This window comes from Klebsiella sp. SWET4 (assembly GCF_024296565.1).
GTDB classification, from domain to species: domain Bacteria; phylum Pseudomonadota; class Gammaproteobacteria; order Enterobacterales; family Enterobacteriaceae; genus Klebsiella; species Klebsiella variicola.
In genome coordinates this window covers 46,559-65,267 of record NZ_JANCOB010000006.1, presented here as the reverse complement: position 1 = coordinate 65,267, position 18,709 = coordinate 46,559, and the positions used below count along the sequence as shown (strand labels likewise).

Here is an 18,709-nt window from a genome sequence, read left to right as displayed (position 1 = left end):
TGAGTTGCGGTAAATTCCACAACGCTTAACAATTTCACTATTTTGACTCGGGGTGCCCTTCATCGTTGAAGGCTGAGAAATACCCGTACCACCTGATCTGGATAATGCCAGCGTAGGGAAGTCAGAGACCGCAGGGTCATTGCTTCTACCTCGTCTGGCGGGAGCAAACCATGCCTGAGCTGCTGAATCCCGCGCCTGTCGCGCACCTGCGCCATCTGCTGCGCGCCCATTCCCCCCTTGTGCACTGCATGACCAATGATGTGGTGCAGACCTTTACCGCCAATGTTCTGCTGGCCGTCGGCGCCTCGCCGGCGATGGTGATCGATCCCCGCGAAGCGGCGCAGTTTGCCGCTATCGCCGATGCGCTGTTAATTAACGTCGGTACCCTGACCGAAGATCGCGCCGTGGCGATGCGCGCCGCGGTGGAGCACGCCCGTCAGGCCGGCAGGCCCTGGACGCTGGATCCGGTGGCGGTCGGCGCCCTGACCGTGCGCACGGCCTTTTGTCATGAGCTGCTGGCCCTGCAGCCGGCGGCCATTCGCGGCAATGCCTCTGAAATTCTGGCGCTGGCCGGGATGAGCGCCGGCGGGCGCGGGGTGGATACCACCGATACGGCCGCCGCGGCGCTGCCGGCGGCCCAGGCGCTGGCTCGTCGGCTGGCTACCGTGGTGGCGGTCACTGGCGAGGTGGACTACGTCACTGACGGCGAGCGGGTGCTCAGCGTGGCGGGGGGTAATCCGCTGATGACCCGGGTGGTGGGCACCGGCTGCGCGCTGTCGGCGGTGGTGGCGGCGAGCGCGGCGCTGCCGGGGGACCGGCTGGAAAACGTGGCCGCCGCCTGCGGGCTGATGAAACAGGCCGGGCAGATCGCCGCCCGTCAGGGAGGCCCTGGCAGCTTTATTCCGGCGTTTCTCGACGCGCTGTATCAGGAGGTGCAGGGATGAAACGCATCAACGCCCTGACCATCGCCGGCACCGATCCCAGCGGTGGGGCCGGTATCCAGGCCGATCTGAAAACCTTCTCCGCGCTGGGGGCCTATGGCTGCTCGGTGATCACCGCCCTGGTGGCGCAGAATACCCGCGGCGTGCAGTCGGTCTATCGCATCGAACCGGATTTTGTGGCCGCGCAGCTCGACTCGGTGTTCGGCGATGTGCGTATCGATACCACCAAAATCGGCATGCTGGCGGAGACCGATATTGTGGAAGCCGTGGCCGAGCGGCTGGCGCGCTACCGGGTGGCCAACGTGGTGCTGGATACCGTCATGCTGGCGAAAAGCGGCGATCCGCTGCTGTCGGCCTCGGCGGTGGAGACCCTGCGTCAACGATTGTTGCCGCAGGTGTCATTGATCACCCCGAACCTACCGGAAGCGGCCGCGCTACTCGATGCCCCCCATGCGCGCACCGAGCGCGAGATGCTGGAGCAGGGGCGGGCGTTGTTGGCGCTGGGCTGCGGCGCGGTATTAATGAAGGGCGGCCATCTCGACGACGCCGAAAGCCCGGACTGGCTCTTCACCCGCGAAGGGGAACAGCGGTTTACCACGCCTCGCGTGCAGACCAAAAATACCCACGGCACCGGCTGCACGCTCTCCGCCGCGCTGGCGGCGCTGCGCCCCCGTCATGCGGACTGGGCGGCCACCGTCGCCGAGGCGAAGGCCTGGCTGTCGGCGGCCCTGGCGCAGGCCGACTCTCTGGAAGTGGGCCACGGCATCGGGCCGGTGCACCATTTCCACGCCTGGTGGTAAATGGCAGCGCAACGGGACAGCAGAATCTCCTGAAAAAATGGCACCCCGGCTGGAAAATAGGCTAAGTCGGTACCAGGCTTAACCTGCCCAAAAAAATTGGGTTGGGATAATGCATGCCGGCTTCGGCCGGCCTTACGGGAGATTGCTATGACTGATATTACGCAGTTGCTGGGCAAAGATGCCGAGAGCCTGTTGCAGCACCGTTGTATAACCATTCCGGCCGACCAGCTGTATCTGCCTGGGGCAGATTATGTTGATCGGGTGATGGTGGATAATAACCGACCACCGGCGGTGCTACGCAATATGCAGACCCTGTACAATACCGGACGCCTGGGGGGAACCGGCTACCTTTCCATTCTGCCGGTTGACCAGGGCGTGGAGCACTCGGCGGGCGCCTCCTTCGCCGCCAACCCGCTGTACTTTGATCCGAAAAATATCGTCGAGCTGGCGATCGAAGCCGGCTGTAACTGCGTGGCGTCGACCTACGGCGTGCTGGCCTCGGTGTCGCGCCGCTACGCGCATCGCATCCCTTTCCTGGTGAAGCTCAACCATAACGAAACGCTGAGCTACCCCACCGAATACGACCAGACCCTCTACGCCAGCGTTGAGCAGGCGTTCAATATGGGGGCGGTGGCCGTGGGAGCGACGATCTATTTCGGCTCGGAACAATCGCGTCGTCAGATAGAAGAGATTTCCGCCGCCTTTGAGCGGGCCCATGAGCTGGGCCTGGTCACCGTGCTGTGGGCCTATCTGCGGAATTCGGCGTTCAAGAAAGATGGCGTCGACTATCATGTCTCCGCGGACCTGACCGGTCAGGCCAACCACCTGGCGGCCACCATCGGCGCCGATATCGTTAAGCAAAAAATGGCGGAGAATAACGGCGGCTACAAAGCGGTTAACTTCGGCTATACCGACGATCGGGTGTACAGCAAACTGACCAGCGATAACCCCATCGATCTGGTGCGCTACCAGCTGGCCAACTGCTATATGGGCCGCGCCGGGCTGATTAACTCCGGCGGCGCGGCGGGCGGGGAGACCGACCTTGCCGACGCGGTGCGCACGGCGGTGATCAATAAACGCGCCGGCGGTATGGGGCTGATCCTCGGCCGGAAGGCGTTTAAGAAATCGATGGCTGACGGCGTGAAGCTGATCAATGCCGTGCAGGACGTCTACCTCGACGGGAAAGTGACTATCGCCTGATAAGCACGAGTACCGTTGGGATCCCCGGTGGCGCCACGCGCACCGGGGTTACCGTTGTATATGCGCCTTCAGGCCGCGACGTTACCGCGTCAGCAGCCAGCGGGCGGTATGTTCATCGGTCACCAGACCATTGATCCAGCCGCCTTTAAGGGCGGCCAGGATCGCCGGTCGTTTGTATTCTCCACAGGCCGCGGCAATACGCGGGCAGTGGTTCTGACGGATATCATAGCTGGTGATCATGCGGTTGATCTCGCTGTCTACCACGTGGCCTTCCGCATCGATAAACCGTCCGAGGATCTCTCCGATGCCGCCGCGCGCGGTCAGCTCATCCATTTGCGCCTGATTGATAAACCCGTCTTTAAAGATCGGACTTTGCGTGCCCAGGGGACCAATGCCGACAAAAATCACGTCCGCCTCTTGGGCGACGCCGGAGACGCTGCGGAATAAGCGGTTGGTGCACCACATCTCATGCTCCTCCGCGCTCTGGGCGTAGCGCGGCGCCGGCCACTGATAGTACTTGGCCTTAATTTTGCGGGTCAGCAGCAGGGGCACGTCATCGTAATAGTTGCACTGCCCGTCGGCGTTCATGGCGCTGATCAGCGCCACGCAGCGGGTATTCAGGCTGTCAAAATCGATGCGCTGCAGCGCTTTTTTCAGGGTCAGGCCCGAGCCCAGGCCGATGATTTTCTCCTTATCATCCTGCAGATAGCGAGCCATCAGCTGATAGCAGCCAAACGACACGCTGTCGAGGGTGCTTTCTTCGCTAAAGGCGGGGACCACATTGCACTCGATCAATCGATACTTTTCCTGCAGCAACTGCGCATAATCGAGGCAGTTTGCTACCGGATGGTGCAAATTAATCGACACTATCCCTTCTTCTTTCGCCGCGGCGATCAGCCGTTGCACCACCGGTCTGGAGGTGCCCAGCTGGCTGGCAATCTCGCTCTGATTCTGACCGGCGATGTAGTACATCCATGCGGCACGCACCTTCTGATCCAACCGGATATCGTCTTCTTTACTCATGGTTTCCCGCCCTAAGTTGCTGACCAGGGCTCGCAATTGGCCCGGCGAATACCCGCATTCTCGCCGTGGTTGGCATAACTGGCAAGCTTTTGCTCTTGTCTGGTCATTTGTAATTTAATTGGGTAATTGTTCTTTTGTGATCCGTGGCTCTTATTTTGGTCAAATGATCAATTACAGTGGCGCCATCAACTCAAGGAAAACAGAACATGAACAATCAATTCACATGGCTTCATATCGGTCTGGGTTCTTTTCATCGCGCGCATCAGGCGTGGTATCTGCATCGTCTGATAGCGTCCGGGGATAAGCGCTGGCACATCGCGGCAGGAAATATTCGTAACGACGCCGAGCAGGTGGTGCAGGCGCTGGCGGCGCAGGGAGGACGTTACGTCCTGGAGACCGTCAGCCCGGAAGGGGAGCGCGACTATGAAGAAATTACTTCTATCCAGAAATTGCTGCCGTGGCAGGCCGGGCTGCAGCCGCTGATTAACGAAGGGGCTAACCCGCAGACCAAAGTTATCGCCTTTACTGTGACGGAAGGGGGGTACTACCTGAACACCCGCCATCAGCTGGAAACCAGTAACCCCGATCTGCAGGCCGACCTGCAAGGCGAGTGCAAAACTATTTATGGCACCCTCGCGCGGATCCTGGAGAAGCGCATGGCCGACGACGCCGGGCCGCTGACCCTGCTCAACTGCGACAACGTGCGCCACAACGGCGAGCGTTTCCACGACGGCATGGTCGAGTTCCTGCAGCTCACCGGCAAACAGGCGGTGATTGACTGGATGGCGGCCAATACCACCTGTCCGAACACCATGGTGGACCGCATCACCCCGCGTCCGGCGGCCGATCTGCCGGCCCGTATCAAAGCGCAAACCGGGATTGATGACAAAGCGCCGGTGATGGGGGAGACCTTTATCCAGTGGGTGGTGGAGAACCACTTCCGTGATGCCCGCCCGAACCTGGAAGCGGTCGGCGTGGAGATGGTCGAGTCGGTCATCCCGTATGAAGAGGCGAAAATCCGCATTCTGAACGCGTCGCACAGCTGCATTGCCTGGGCGGGAACCTTAATTGGCCAGCAGTATATTCATGAAAGCACGCTGACCGATGTTATCTACGCCATTGCCGACCGCTACGTCACGGAGGATGTCATTCCCTGCCTCGGCGATAACGGCATTGATCTGCCCACCTACCGGGATGTGGTGCTTAAGCGCTTTACCAATCCCTATATCCAGGACACCAACCAGCGCGTCGCCGCCGACGGCTTCTCGAAAATTCCGGCGATGATCGCCCCCACGCTGCAGGAGTGCTATCAGCGCGGCGTCCGCCCTGAGGCGACCGCCATGCTGCCGGCGCTGTTCTTCGTCTTTATGGAGCAGTGGCATAAGGGAACGCTGCCCTATCAGTACCAGGACGGCATCCTGGATGCGCAGGCGGTGCATGAGATGTATGAGGCTCAGGATCCGGTGGCTGTCTATGCCCGCGATAAAGCCCTGTTTGGTGACCTTGCCAATAACGCGGATTTCCTGGCGCTGATGCGCGAGAAAGTCGCCGCCGTTTACACGCTGATTAAATAAAGAGGTGGCTATGTATCTGGGTATCGATCTCGGCACATCAGAAGTCAAAGCGCTGGTCATTGATGAGAACTATGAGGTTATCGCCAGCCATAGCGCGCCGCTGAGCATTCAGCGGCCCCATCCGCACTGGTCAGAACAAGCGCCGGAGCTATGGTGGGAGGCGACGGAGTACCTGATGAGCACGCTACGGGAAAAATGCGCGCAGCACTGGCCGGCCATCAAGGCGATTGGTCTCTCCGGACAGATGCACGGCGCGGTGTTGCTGGATGAAGAGGGGGAGACGATCCGTCCGGCCATTCTGTGGAACGACACCCGCTGCGCCGCAGAGTGCGCCGAGCTGGAGGCGATGGCGCCGGAGCTGCATCAGGTGGCGGGCAACCTGGCGATGCCGGGCTTTACCGCGCCGAAGCTGCTGTGGGTGCGCCGTCATGAGCCGCAACACTTTCAGCGCACCGCAACGGTGCTGCTGCCGAAGGATTATCTGCGCTATCGGATGACCGGGAAGAAAGTCTCCGACATGTCGGACGCCGCCGGGACGCTGTGGCTGGACGTGGCGAAGCGCGACTGGTCCGACGCTCTGCTGGACAAGTGCGGCCTGTCGCGCAGCCACATGCCGACACTGGTCGAAGGCTGCGAGGTTTCCGCCACCCTTGATCCGCAGGTGGCGGCGCGCTGGGGGCTGAACGCCTCGGTGGTGGTGGCCGGGGGCGGGGGGGATAACGCGGTTAGCGCCATTGGCGTCGGCGCGGTCTCGCCGGGGGATGCGTTTATTTCGCTCGGCACCTCCGGGGTGCTGTTTGTGGTGACCGACGCCTATCGTCCGGCGCCGCAGTCGGCGGTACATGCGTTTTGTCACGTGCTGCCGAACCTGTGGCACCAGATGAGCGTCATGCTGAGCGCCGCCAGCTGTTTGCAGTGGTTCTGCCGCCTGACCGGCACCACGGAGGTGGCGCTGCTGGCGGAAATTGCCGAGCTCAGCGAGGAGGAGAAAGCCCACGCCCCGTTCTTCCTGCCCTATCTCTCCGGCGAACGTACCCCGCATAACGATCCTGACGCGCGCGGCATGTTCTGGGGCATGACCCACGCCAGCCTGCGTGCTCAGCTTGGCTACGCGGTGCTGGAAGGGGTGAGCTTCGGTATCAACGACGGCCTGCAGGCGTTGAAAGAGAGCGGTACGCCGATCGCGCAGTGCTCGCTGGTGGGCGGCGACGCCCGCAGTCCTTTCTGGGCCCAGCTGCTGGCCGACATTCTCGCTATGCCGGTGGTGACCCATAAAGGGGGAGAGACCGGCGGCGCGCTGGGCGCGGCGCGGCTGGCCTGCCTGGCGGTGGGCAAACCGATTGCCGCGGTGTGTGAAAAACCGGAAGTCTGGCAGACCTGGCGTACGGATCCCGTTCGCCACCACACCCTGATGCAACGCTACGCGCAGTTTAAAGACCTGTATTTAAACGACCTGAATTACCGGCAGCACTGATTTTCATCATAACAGCCGCTTCGTTGCACATCGCGGAGCGGCCACCCTGTACCCTGAAAACGAGGTCATTATGTCTATCAATAATAAACAGTGGCTCGGTTTACCCCTGAACCTGCTCTGGGGATACATCGCCATTGCCGTATTTATGACCGGCGACGGTTTTGAATTAGCCTTTCTGTCGCACTATATCAAAGCGCTCGGCTTCTCTCCGGCGGAGGCCTCCTTTGCCTTTACCCTCTACGGCCTGGCCGCCGCGCTATCGGCGTGGATTTCCGGCGTGGTGGCGGAAATTATCACCCCGCTGAAAACGATGATGATTGGCTTCGTGCTGTGGTGCGTGTTCCACGTGCTGTTCCTCGTTTTCGGCCTCGGTCACGCCAACTATGCGCTGATCCTGATTTTCTACGGCATCCGCGGCTTCGCCTATCCGCTGTTCCTCTACTCGTTTATCGTGGCGATTGTCCATAACGTCAAAAGCGACAATGCCAGCTCGGCCATCGGTTGGTTCTGGGCGGTCTATTCCATCGGCATCGGCGTGTTCGGCAGTTATATTCCGAGCTTCACCATTCCGCACATTGGCGAACTGGGGACTTTATGGCTGGCGCTGGCCTTCTGCGTCACCGGGGGCGTGATTGCCCTGGCTTCCCTGCGCCATATTCAAACGCCGCAGCATATGCAGAATCTCACCACTCGCCAGAAATTTTCCGAGCTGGGACGCGCCGCGACGCTGCTCTATACCAACCGCAATATTCTGCTGTCGAGCATGGTCAGGATTATCAATACCCTCTCGCTGTTCGGTTTTGCGGTCATTATGCCGATGATGTTTGTCGATGAGCTGGGCTTCACCACTTCAGAATGGCTCCAGGTATGGGCAGTCTTCTTCTTCACCACCATTTTCTCTAACGTGCTGTGGGGGATCCTGGGGGAAAAACTGGGCTGGATGAAGGTGGTGCGCTGGTTCGGCTGCATCGGGATGGCGCTCTCCAGCCTGGCGTTTTACTACATCCCTCAGCACTTTGGCCATAGCTTTGCGATGGCGCTGATCCCCGCCATCGCCCTCGGGATCTTTGTCGCCGCCTTCGTGCCGCTGGCCGCCGTGTTCCCGGCGCTGGAGCCGAAGCACAAAGGCGCGGCGATTTCGGTCTATAACCTGTCGGCGGGGATGTCGAACTTTCTCGCGCCGGCGATTGCCGTGGTGTTGCTGCCGTTCTTCAGCACCATCGGGGTGGTGATCGCCTACACCGCATTGTACGTGGTGGCCTTTTTCCTCTGCGCCTTTATCCGCGTGGAGCAGCCGGGGTTCTCCCACAAGGAAGCAACCGCCCGCGAGCAGGTTGAATTCTCTTAGGTGATGCGGCTGGCATGAAGCGCATGCCAGCCTTAATGAGGTGAACGAATGAGTATGCAGGCGGTTATTTTTGACATGGATGGCGTGATTATTGATTCCGAGGCGCTGTGGCGCCAGGCGCAGATTGACGCCCTCGCGCAGTGGGGGGCAACGGCGAGCGTGGATGAGTGTGAAACCCTCACCAAAGGCAAACGCCTCGACGAAATCGCCGGCACCTGGTGCCGCTATTTTCAGCTTGATCTCGACCCGCAGCGGCTTGAAGCCGCGATATTGCAGCGTATTACCGGCCTGATCGCCACCGAAGGCGAGCCGATGCACGGCGTGCATGAGGCGTTACGCTATTTTCGCGAGGCGGGCTATCAAATTGCGCTCGCCACGTCATCATCCCGCCAGGTTATTGCCGCTGTGCTGAACAAGCTCTCGCTCTGGCACTTTTTCGACGTGGTTTGCAGCGCAGATGATGAACCACGCGGCAAACCGCACCCGGCGGTGTACCTGACGACGCTGCGCAAGCTCAATCTCAACGCCAGCCAGTGTCTGGTGATTGAGGATAGTTACAACGGTTTTTGCGCGGCTCAGGCCGCTGGCATTCCCACGGCGGTGGTTGCCGAAGATAGCCGACAGGGGCGCTATCAGGCCGCTGTCGGCCGCTATCAAACCTTACCTGAACTGCTGGAAGCGCTTAACGCCGAGCCAGCGACGGTCGCATAACTTACGCTTTCGTGAGCGCAGAAAATCCCGGGATGTACACGGTCGGTCACTCTCTTTTCTGCGCTCACGCCCTTTTTTCTCCATGCCGATCCGCCTCACATTTCGCTCATCTTTTGTGAAAACAGTCACGTCTTGTTGTGCCAATGCCCAAATTTATGGCCTTGCTTAGCGGTGTTTGTCCGAGGCACTGCTACGTAATTGTGCTTAGATTATATATTGAAACGTATTTTCAATAATGTGAAACCGCTTTGCCGATTTACCTCTGTCGATCGGATTTGGCCGTGATAAGGATTGAGCATGAAAATTGAATCTGTGAATGTCACCGTTTTCCAGTATCCCACTCGTCGGGTTTCCGACAGCGCCGGGCACTCCCATCCGGGGGCTGAAAGCATGGCCAAAATGGCGATGCTGACCATCACCGCTGATGATGGGGCGCAGGGTTTTTCGTTTGCGCCTCCGGAAGTCGTGCGCCCGTTCGTGGTGAATACTTTTTTTCGCAAAGTGCTGGTGGGGCAGGACCCGTTTAACCGCGAGCGTATCTGGCAGGATCTTAACCACTGGCAGCGCGGCAGCGCACATCAGCTAACGGAACGCGCGCTGTCGTTTGTTGAACAAGCGCTGTGGGACCTGATTGGCCGCAGCCTCAGGATGCCGGTCTACAAGCTGCTCGGCGGCTATCGCGACACCGTCCCGGCTTACGGTAGCACCATGTGCGGCGACGATCTACCGGGCGGCCTGTCGACCCCGGAAGAGTATGCCGCCTTTGCCGAAAAGCTGGTCGCCCGCGGCTACAAGGCCATCAAACTGCACACCTGGATGCCGCCAATCTCTTTTGCGCCCAATCCCAAAATGGATATTAAAGCCTGCGCGGCGGTGCGCGAAGCGGTAGGGCCGGATATTGACCTGATGATTGATGGCTATCACTGGTACAGCCGCGCCGAGGCGCTGTGGATCGGCAAAGCGCTGGAAAAACTCAATTTCGCCTGGTTTGAAGAGCCGATGGAGGAGGATTCGCTGTCCTCGTACGCGTGGCTGGCGGAAAACTTGTCGATTCCCATCGTCGGGCCGGAGAGCTTCGGCGGCAAGCACCACATGCGCGCCGAATGGGTGAAAGCCGGAGCCTGCGACATTCTGCGCGCCGGCGCTAACGGCGTGGGGGGCATTACCCCGACCATGAAGGTGGCGGCGCTGGCGGAATCTTTCGGCATGGATTGCGAAGTCCACGGCAACGGCGCGGCAAGCCTGGCGGTGGTCGGCGCGATCCGTAACTGCCGTTGGTATGAGCGCGGCCTGCTGCATCCGTTCCTCGACTACGATGAACCGGCGGCCTATCTCAACAGCATTGTCGACCCGATGGATGATCAGGGATTTGTGCATTTATCACAACGTCCGGGTCTCGGCGAAGACATTAATTTTGCGTATATCGAAGCCAATACCGTTAGCCACGACTGATTTAAAAAAATAAATGCCCGATGGCGCTGCGCTTATCGGGTCTGCGGCCCGGTAGGCCGGATAAGGCGAAAATGCCGCCATCCGGCAACATGTACCCTACAGTACAGGCAAACAGAGATATGAAAAAAACCTCCTTACTGGCAGCGTGTATTCTCGCGCTCGCCATGTCGATGGGGAGCGGAGAGGCGGTGGCGAAAACCCCGCCCGACCAGCTGATCATCGGGATGAATATGAATAACCTGCTCACCCTTGACCCGGCGGCGATGACCGGTAACGAAGTGGTGGGGATCGTGGTCAACCTCTACGACTCGCTGGTGAAGCTTGACCCTGAGCAGCTCACCACCGTTAAGCCCGCGCTGGCGAAATCCTGGGATATCAGCCCCGACGGCAAAACCCTGACCTTTCATCTGCGCGACGATGTCAAGTTTCACTCCGGCAACCCGCTGACCGCCGCCGACGTCGTGTGGTCGATGCGGCGCATCCTGCACCTCAACCTGGCCCAGGCCTCGGTATGGAAATCCTATGGCTTCAGTAAGAAAAATATCGACAGCCAGGTCAGCGCGCCGGACCGCTTCACGGTGCAAATCGTATTACCCAAAGATAACGATCCGCAGCTGGTGATTTACTCGCTGGCGGCGCTGGGCAACCTCGGGGTGCTGGACAGTAAAACGGTGCAAAGCCACCAGCAGGATAACGATTGGGGCAACCGCTGGCTAACCACCCATGAAGCCGGTTCCGGGCCGTTTACGCTGGAAACCTGGCAGGCAAAAGAGGTGCTGCGCATGAAGCGCAATCCTGACTACTGGCGCGGCGAGGCGAAAATGAGCCGCGTGGTGCTGCGCCATTTCCAGGAGTCGCAAACCTTGCGTCTGATGATCGAAAAAGGCGACCTTGATATTGCCAACAACATGGCGGTTTCCGATATCAACGCCCTGCGCAGCGACCCGCAGCTGACCGTCGATGCGGTGCAGCGCGGCACCATGTACTACGTGGCGATGAGCATGAAAGAGGCGCACTTCGCCAATCCGAAAGTGCGCGAGGCGGTGCGCTATCTGATTGATTATCAGGGTATCAATAAAGCGCTGATGCCGGGCTACGGCGTGCTGCACCAGCGGCCTATCAAAGCGGGAATGCCGTCCACGCTGCCCGACCCTGGCTATAAGCTGGACGTGCCGCGGGCGAAAAAGCTGCTGGCGGAAGCGGGATATCCCAACGGCTTTGATACCACGCTGCGGGTACTCTCCGATCAGCCATTTCTTAACATCGCTATCGCCGTGCAGTCGACGCTGATGCAGGCGGGGATTAACGCCAAAATCATCACCGGCACCGGTAACCAGATCTACGGCGCAATGCGCGAGCGTAAATTTGACCTGCTGGTAGGTCGCGGCGGCAGCGGGATGGAGCCGCATCCGCACTCCAGCCTGCGCGCGCTGGTCTATAACCCGGATAACAGCGATAAGGCGCGCCTGACCAACTTCCAGGGCTGGCGTACCGGTTTTTACGACCCGCAGCTTAATACGATGATTGACCAGGCCCTGCTGGAACGCGATCCGCAAAAACAGGTGGCTGACTACCAGGCCATCCAGACACGCTACGACCAGCTGGTTCCGGCTTTAATTCCGCTTTCGCAGATGGTTGATTCGGTCGTCGTGCGCAACGAGGTACGGGAGTATCAGCCGCACCCCTCCGCCACCACTTTTCTGCGTGACGTCTATAAAGTCCGCGAAGGAGATAAAGGATGAGTACCGCAATCCTTGCGCCCGGCTCACGCGGCCGGCGCTTATCCAAACGGCTGCTGCAGGTGGTGATTACGCTGTTCGGCCTGCTGCTGCTGACCTTTACCATTGGCCGCGTCATGCCCATCGACCCGGTGCTGGCGATTGTCGGCCCGGATGCTGACCAGAGTACCTATCAGCAGGTTTACCAGCAGCTGGGGTTTGATAAATCGCTGACCACCCAGTTTGGCATCTATTTCGTCAACCTGTTGCACGGCGATCTGGGCAACGCGCTGCTGACCGGGAAACCGGTGGTGGACGATATTATCCGCGTCTTCCCGGCCACCATGGAGCTGGCAACGATGGCGATTATTGTCGGCGCGGGTCTTGGTATTCCGCTGGGCGTGTTGGCGGCGGCGCGGCGCAATAGCGTCTCCGATTATGTGGTGCGCATTATCAGCCTGGCGGGCTACTCGACGCCGATCTTCTGGGTCGGAATGATGGGACTGCTGGTGTTCTATGCCTGGCTTGGCTGGGTAGGCGGCGCCGGGAGGGTAGATCTCGGGCTGGATGGTGTGGTGCCGCGCCGCACCGGCCTGATGACCGTTGATGCGCTGCTGGCAGGCAACGGCCAGGTGTTCTGGAACGCTATTAATCATCTGATTCTTCCCGCCTCGCTGCTGGGTTTTCACTCGCTGGCTTATATCAGCCGTATGACCCGCAGCTTTATGCTGGCCCAGCTGTCGCAGGAGTTCATTATTACCGCGCGGGTGAAAGGGCTGACCGAGCGTCAGGTTATCTGGAACCATGCGTTTCGTAACATCCTCGTGCAGCTGCTGACGGTAGTGGCGCTGGCCTACGGCGCGCTGCTGGAAGGCGCGGTGCTGATTGAAACCGTCTTCTCATGGCCGGGTTTCGGCTCCTACCTTACCGGTAGCCTGCTGCTGGGCGATATGAATGCGGTGATGGGCTGCGTGCTGCTGGTGGGCGTGATCTTCGTGATGCTCAACCTGCTCTCCGACATGCTGTATCAATTCTTTGACCCGAGGACAAAATCATGACCGTTTCTCTGGATTCGCCGCTTTCGGGCGGTGCGGGCGAAGGCCGTCAGCGGCTGCAACGCGCGGCGGCGCGGGCCGTCGGGTTTATCGGCAAAATGGCGCGCAATCCGCTCACGGCCATCGGCGGAGGCATTATCTTTCTGCTGCTGGTGGTGGCGATTTTCGCGCCGCTGATTGCGCCTTATAACCCGCTGGTACAGGACCTGAATAGTGCGCTGGTCGCGCCGAATGCACAGCACTGGTTCGGCACCGATGAGTTTGGCCGGGATATCTTTAGTCGTCTGGTGTACGGCTCCCGCATCACGCTCTATATCGTGCTGCTGGTCTCGGTGACCGTCGGTCCGCTCGGGCTGCTGCTGGGCGTCAGCGCCGGCTATTTCGGCGGTAAAGTCGATATGGTACTGATGCGCGTCACCGATATTTTCATCTCCTTCCCGAGTCTGGTCCTCGCGCTGGCGTTTGTCGCCGCTTTAGGACCGGGGCTGGAGCACGTGGTTATCGCTATCACGCTGACCGCCTGGCCGCCGATTGCCCGTCTGGCGCGCGCCGAAACGCTCTCTCTGCGCCAGGCCGATTTTATCTCCGCCGTGCGTCTGCAGGGCGCTTCATCGGCCCGCGTCCTCTGGCGCCATATCGTGCCGCTGTGTCTGCCCTCGGTCATTATCCGTATCACCATGAATATGGCCGGGATCATTCTGACCGCGGCCGGCCTCGGCTTTCTCGGCCTCGGCGCGCAGCCGCCAGAGCCGGAGTGGGGAGCGATGATCTCCAGCGGGCGCACTTATATGATGGAGTGCTGGTGGGTCGTAACCATTCCGGGGCTGGCGATTCTGATCAATAGCTTAGCGTTCAACTTCTTAGGAGATGGCCTACGTGACATCCTCGATCCCCGCAGTGAATAATGTACCGCTGCTCGACGTGCGCGATCTGTGCGTCGACTTTGTTAACGGTAGCGCGGTGACCCACGCCGTGCGCGGCGTCTCCTTCCAGCTGGGGCATGAGAAGCTGGCCATTGTCGGCGAGTCCGGTTCGGGTAAGTCCACCGTTGGGCGCGCGCTGCTGCAGCTGCATCCGAAAAAGGCCCGCGTCAGCGCCAGCCGGATGCAGTTTGCCGACCTCGATCTGCAGCATCTTAGCGAAGCGCAGATGCGCGGCGTACGCGGCAAACGTATCTCTATGATTATGCAGGACCCGAAATATTCGCTTAATCCGGTGGTCTGCGTGGGTAAGCAAATCGCCGAGGCCTGGCTTACTCATCATCCCGGGCGCAAAGATGAGGCGAAAGCCAGGGCACTGGAGATGCTGGAGGTGGTGCGTATTCGCCAGCCGGAGCGCGTTTATCAGCTTTATCCGCATGAAATATCCGGCGGACAGGGGCAGCGCATCATGATCGCCATGATGCTGATTACCGACCCGGAACTGATCATTGCCGATGAGCCCACCTCCGCGCTGGACGTGTCGGTGCGCCTGCAGGTGCTGGGCCTGTTGGATGACCTGGTTCAGTCGCGCGGGCTGGGGCTGATTTTTATCAGCCACGATATCAACCTGGTGCGCAGCTTCTGCGACCGCGTACTGGTGATGTACGCCGGACGGGTAGTGGAGTCCATCGCCGCTAAAGATCTCGATAACGCCCGTCACCCCTACACTCAGGGATTGATTAACTCGCTGCCGGATATGCAGCATCGTCGCCCGATACTGCCGGTGCTGCAGCGTCAGGCCAGCTGGTTAACGGATTAAGGAGCGGATAATGATTGAAGTTCAACATCTCAACCTCGCGTTTGGCGAGGGGGAGAAGCGTAACCAGGTGCTGTATGACGTCAGTTTCCACGTTAAGCCCGGCGAGATCTACGGTCTGGTAGGAGAGTCCGGTTCCGGTAAAACGACGGTGCTCAAGTGCCTGGCGGGGCTGTTTACCCACTGGCAGGGGGAACTGACCATCGATGCTCAGCCCTTAGGGCATGAAATTAGCCGCGAGCGCTGCCGTCAGGTGCAGATGGTATTTCAGGACCCCTACGGATCGCTGCATCCCCGTCACACCATTGGCGATATCCTCGAAGAGCCGCTGCAGATCCATCGTTTCAATGACCGCGACCGGCGGATCAATGCGCTGCTGGATAAAGTTGGCCTCAACCGCGCTTTTCGTGAGCGCTATCCGCATCAGCTCTCCGGCGGGCAGCGGCAGCGCGTGGCGATAGCCAGAGCGCTGATTCTTGAGCCTCAGGTGCTGCTGCTGGATGAGCCGACGTCGGCGCTGGATGTGTCGGTGCAGGCTGAGATCCTTAACCTGCTGGCGGAATTGCAGCGGGAGGCGAAGCTCACTTACCTGATGGTCACCCACGATCTCGGGGTTATTGCCCACTTATGCCAGAAAGTGGCGGTGATGCAGTACGGGAAGATCCTCGAAACCCTGACGGTCGATGCGTTGGTCAGCGGCGAGGCGCGGACGGCCTATACGCAGATGCTGGTTAACGCCAGTCGGCAATATACGCGCGAAATGGCGCGCGAGGTGGCGGACTACTAAGCTTGATGGCGCATTGTCTCACGGCAGATGCGCCCATTTTAATGGGTAATTATTTGATATTATAGGAGTTTGAGGTTGTAGATATCGTCTATTAATGTAAGTGCGGTGTTTGGATCGATATCCTGCCCAGGTTTTTCCTGCAGCCGCAGGTGCCGTTTTACCTTAACATTCAGAGGCTCAATCAACGAACCCGGCTGCTGTATACCAGCCGGGCGCCGTCTTTGCTTTGCGAAGCCTGATCAACGTAGCAGCGGGCAGTCGGGCGGCAGCCGGCAGCGCAGGGCCGCCGGTAACAGCTCCATGCGGAAGGTTTTGCCGCTGAGCGGCTCGCCGTCGAGGTTAAACGTCATCTCATGGGGGGCGGTGATCTCAAACCATGAGGAGACACCGTCAACAATATTCGGCGAGTTTTCCGGATTCGCCAGGGTGCTGAACAGGGCAGGGATCAGCTCTTCGCCGGTGAAAATGCGCAGATGCAGCAGACCATCGTTAATCAACGCCTCCGGGCATAGCTGCTGGCCGCCACCGGCCTGGCGGCCGTTGCCGATGCCGATGACCAGCGCATCGCCCTGCCAGTGAAAGTTCTCCCCGCGGATCTCGCAGCGGTCCGGCTTCAGAGTATCCATACGCATCAGACCATGGATTAAATAAGAGACACCGCCGAGCGCGGCTTTGAGTTTTTCCGGCGTTTCGGTGGTGATTCGGGTGCCGAACCCGCCGGTCGCCATATTAATAAAGCCGGTTTTATCATTCACCCGGGCGATATCTATCGGCACATCGCGGCCGACGATCGCCAGCTTGAGGGCGCTGGCCAGATCCTGCGGAATGCCGACGCTGGTGGCAAAGTCGTTGGCCGTGCCCAGCGGTAAAATCCCCAGCGCCATCTTGCTACCGCGCTCCACCAGCGCGGTCGCCACTTCATTAATGGTGCCGTCGCCGCCGCCGGCGATCACCGTTTCAACGTTCAGCTGCAGGGCTTCATCGATAAACCGCACGGCATCGCCCTTTTCCCAGGTGACGCGGACGTGAATATCGATCCCTTCGTCGCGTAACAGGTTAACCGCCTCGCGTAACTGCGGTTCATTGGCACCTTTGCCGTTAAGGATCAGTAAGCTGGCAGGAAACGTAGACATCATCAAGGGAACCTTTATTGCTTAATGTTGCATAAAGTGTACCGCATGACGAAAGCGAAGACCGGAGGAGAGGCAAAAAAATAAGCCCGCGTAAGGGAGATTACGCAGGCTAAGGAGGTGGTTCCTGGTACAACTAGCATTTATGGGTTATGTTTTTCAGCGAAATGGATGATACCTGTTTCGATCGAAACGGTATGTGATCCGATTCTAATATCCTTACATCATGAAAAAATAACGCAAATTAACTAGTTACCGTGCGGATTTCTGGTTGTCTGACCAGTGAAGTTGCGCATCAGCAGCGCATACTGCAGGGGCAGGTCGTCCGGCACAGGCAACCATACGGTATAGCCGTCGCCCGGGGCCACCGGCATGGCTTCGCCTTTGCCATTTTCCATATGCTCGAGGGTGAAGTTGACGTTACCTTGCGGGGTCATCAGCTCGAGGCTGTCGCCGACGCTGAACTTATTTTTGACCGCCACGGCCGCCAGCGGGCCGTTACGCTCCCCGGTGAATTCGCCGACAAACTGCTGGCGTTCGGAGAGGGAGTAGCCGTACTCGTAGTTCTGGTAATCGTCATGGGTATGGCGGCGCAGGAAGCCTTCGGTGTACCCGCGGTGGGCCAGTCCTTCCAGGGTCTCCAGCAGGCTGGTATCGAACGGTTTGCCGGCGGCGGCATCGTCGATGGCCTTGCGGTAAACCTGAGCGGTGCGCGCGCAGTAGTAGAAGGATTTGGTGCGGCCTTCGATCTTCAGCGAGTGAACGCCCATCTGGGTCAGACGCTCAACATGGGCGATAGCCCGCAGATCTTTCGAGTTCATGATGTAGGTGCCGTGCTCGTCCTCAAAGGCGGTCATGTACTCGCCTGGACGTTTGGCTTCCTCAATCATAAAGACTTTATCGGTCGGCGCGCCGATGCCGAGAGTGGGCTCCACGGTCTGCACCGGGATCGGCTCATATTTGTGGACGATGTTGCCGACGTCGTCCTCTTTGCCTTCCGCCACGTTGTATTCCCAGCGGCAGGCGTTGGTGCAGGTCCCCTGATTCGGGTCGCGCTTGTTGATATACCCGGAGAGCAGGCAGCGGCCGGAGTAGGCCATGCACAGCGCGCCGTGGACGAAAATCTCGATCTCCATCTCCGGCACCTGGCGGCGAATCTCTTCGATTTCATCCAGCGACAGTTCACGCGACAGGATCACGCGGGTGAGCCCCATCTGCTGCCAGAATTTGACCGTCGCCCAGTTGACAGCGTTGGCCTGCACTGAAAGATGGATCGGCATCTCCGGGAAGTGTTCCCGCACCAGCATGATTAAACCCGGATCGGACATGATCAGCGCGTCCGGCCCCATCTCCACCACCGGCTTCAGATCGCGAATAAACGTTTTCAGCTTGGCGTTATGCGGGGCGATGTTGACCACCACATAGAATTTTTTACCCAGCGCGTGGGCTTCATTGATGCCGAGCTGCAGATTTTCGTGATTGAATTCGTTGTTACGCACGCGCAGCGAGTAGCGCGGCTGGCCGGCATAAACGGCATCGGCGCCATAGGCGAAAGCGTAGCGCATATTCTTCAGTGTTCCCGCCGGGGAGAGGAGTTCTGGTTTAAACATGGTGTTCTCGTTCTGATGACAGGTCAGATTCGCCGCACCTGGTGCGGCGAGTTGGGGAGTGTCCCCACATTAAGGGCGGGCATTGTAGCGCCGCGGCGAAGGGGAGTAAATATCAGATGGGTATCTTTCAGTATGGCTAATTTGTTTGC

Annotated in this window: 16 protein-coding genes and 1 riboswitch; of the genes, 13 read left to right on the top strand and 3 right to left on the bottom strand. The window is 59.4% G+C overall.

From position 1 onward, the window contains the following. Positions 1–38: 38 nt before the first annotated feature. A riboswitch (TPP riboswitch) is annotated at positions 39–136 on the top strand. A gap of 34 nt (positions 137–170) precedes the next feature. The 3 genes from thiM to fbaB all read left to right on the top strand — a co-directional run bounded on the left by thiM (position 171) and on the right by fbaB (position 2,941). Next, positions 171–944 (top strand): hydroxyethylthiazole kinase, encoded by a 774-nt coding sequence (thiM, locus tag NKJ21_RS15180; RefSeq protein WP_064171358.1) that lies wholly within the window; start codon positions 171–173, stop codon positions 942–944. Then, positions 941–1,741 carry a bifunctional hydroxymethylpyrimidine kinase/phosphomethylpyrimidine kinase gene (gene thiD / locus NKJ21_RS15175; protein WP_023323018.1) on the top strand — a complete coding sequence of 267 codons (801 nt, stop codon included), beginning with the start codon at positions 941–943 and terminating at the stop codon, positions 1,739–1,741. Before thiM ends, thiD begins: the two co-directional genes overlap by 4 nt. A gap of 147 nt (positions 1,742–1,888) precedes the next feature. Beyond that, positions 1,889–2,941 carry a class I fructose-bisphosphate aldolase gene (gene fbaB, locus NKJ21_RS15170; RefSeq protein ID WP_004201578.1) on the top strand — a complete coding sequence of 351 codons (1,053 nt, stop codon included), beginning with the start codon at positions 1,889–1,891 and terminating at the stop codon, positions 2,939–2,941. 81 nt (positions 2,942–3,022) lie between these two features. Here fbaB and NKJ21_RS15165 read toward each other — a convergent pair whose 3' ends face one another. After that, positions 3,023–3,964, bottom strand: coding sequence for a sugar-binding transcriptional regulator (locus NKJ21_RS15165; RefSeq protein ID WP_008804065.1), 942 nt, complete (start codon positions 3,962–3,964; stop codon positions 3,023–3,025). 206 nt (positions 3,965–4,170) lie between these two features. On the opposite strand from NKJ21_RS15165, the gene dalD reads away from it, so the two are divergent. The 10 genes from dalD (at position 4,171) to NKJ21_RS15115 (ending at position 15,820) form a co-directional block, all read left to right on the top strand. Beyond that, positions 4,171–5,538: a D-arabinitol 4-dehydrogenase gene (gene dalD / locus NKJ21_RS15160; RefSeq protein WP_016161512.1), complete on the top strand. Its 1,368-nt coding sequence runs from the start codon at positions 4,171–4,173 to the stop codon at positions 5,536–5,538. Between the two features lie 10 nt (positions 5,539–5,548). Next, on the top strand, positions 5,549–7,012 hold the full coding sequence (gene xylB, locus NKJ21_RS15155) for a xylulokinase (protein WP_254732971.1): 1,464 nt from the start codon (positions 5,549–5,551) through the stop codon (positions 7,010–7,012). Positions 7,013–7,082: 70 nt separating this feature from the next. Then, a complete protein-coding gene (gene dalT / locus NKJ21_RS15150) occupies positions 7,083–8,360 on the top strand; it encodes a D-arabinitol transporter (protein WP_008804068.1) in 1,278 nt (425 codons plus the stop codon). A gap of 48 nt (positions 8,361–8,408) precedes the next feature. Continuing rightward, the gene (locus NKJ21_RS15145; protein WP_022065383.1) at positions 8,409–9,071 is read left to right on the top strand and encodes an HAD family phosphatase; all 663 of its coding nucleotides are present in this window, start codon (positions 8,409–8,411) and stop codon (positions 9,069–9,071) included. 297 nt (positions 9,072–9,368) lie between these two features. Then, positions 9,369–10,523, top strand: coding sequence for a mandelate racemase family protein (locus NKJ21_RS15140; protein WP_023340528.1), 1,155 nt, complete (start codon positions 9,369–9,371; stop codon positions 10,521–10,523). Positions 10,524–10,642: 119 nt separating this feature from the next. Then, the gene (locus NKJ21_RS15135) at positions 10,643–12,265 is read left to right on the top strand and encodes an ABC transporter substrate-binding protein (protein ID WP_254732969.1); all 1,623 of its coding nucleotides are present in this window, start codon (positions 10,643–10,645) and stop codon (positions 12,263–12,265) included. Continuing rightward, entirely contained in the window at positions 12,262–13,299 is a 1,038-nt protein-coding gene (locus NKJ21_RS15130; RefSeq protein WP_004149062.1) for an ABC transporter permease, read from the top strand. Before NKJ21_RS15135 ends, NKJ21_RS15130 begins: the two co-directional genes overlap by 4 nt. Then, positions 13,296–14,201: an ABC transporter permease gene (locus NKJ21_RS15125; protein WP_002912641.1), complete on the top strand. Its 906-nt coding sequence runs from the start codon at positions 13,296–13,298 to the stop codon at positions 14,199–14,201. Before NKJ21_RS15130 ends, NKJ21_RS15125 begins: the two co-directional genes overlap by 4 nt. Continuing rightward, positions 14,173–15,036, top strand: a complete 864-nt coding sequence (locus tag NKJ21_RS15120) for an ABC transporter ATP-binding protein (protein ID WP_032731033.1) — start codon at positions 14,173–14,175, stop codon at positions 15,034–15,036. The genes NKJ21_RS15125 and NKJ21_RS15120 overlap by 29 nt, the downstream gene beginning before the upstream one ends. Positions 15,037–15,046: 10 nt before the next feature. Continuing rightward, a complete protein-coding gene (locus tag NKJ21_RS15115) occupies positions 15,047–15,820 on the top strand; it encodes an ABC transporter ATP-binding protein (protein WP_016161506.1) in 774 nt (257 codons plus the stop codon). Between the two features lie 239 nt (positions 15,821–16,059). Here the strand turns inward: NKJ21_RS15115 and yegS are convergent, their stop codons facing one another. After that, a complete protein-coding gene (gene yegS, locus NKJ21_RS15110; protein ID WP_008804075.1) occupies positions 16,060–16,956 on the bottom strand; it encodes a lipid kinase YegS in 897 nt (298 codons plus the stop codon). A gap of 242 nt (positions 16,957–17,198) precedes the next feature. Beyond that, the gene (yegQ, locus tag NKJ21_RS15105) at positions 17,199–18,560 is read right to left on the bottom strand and encodes a tRNA 5-hydroxyuridine modification protein YegQ (RefSeq protein WP_008804076.1); all 1,362 of its coding nucleotides are present in this window, start codon (positions 18,558–18,560) and stop codon (positions 17,199–17,201) included. Positions 18,561–18,709: the final 149 nt, after the last annotated feature.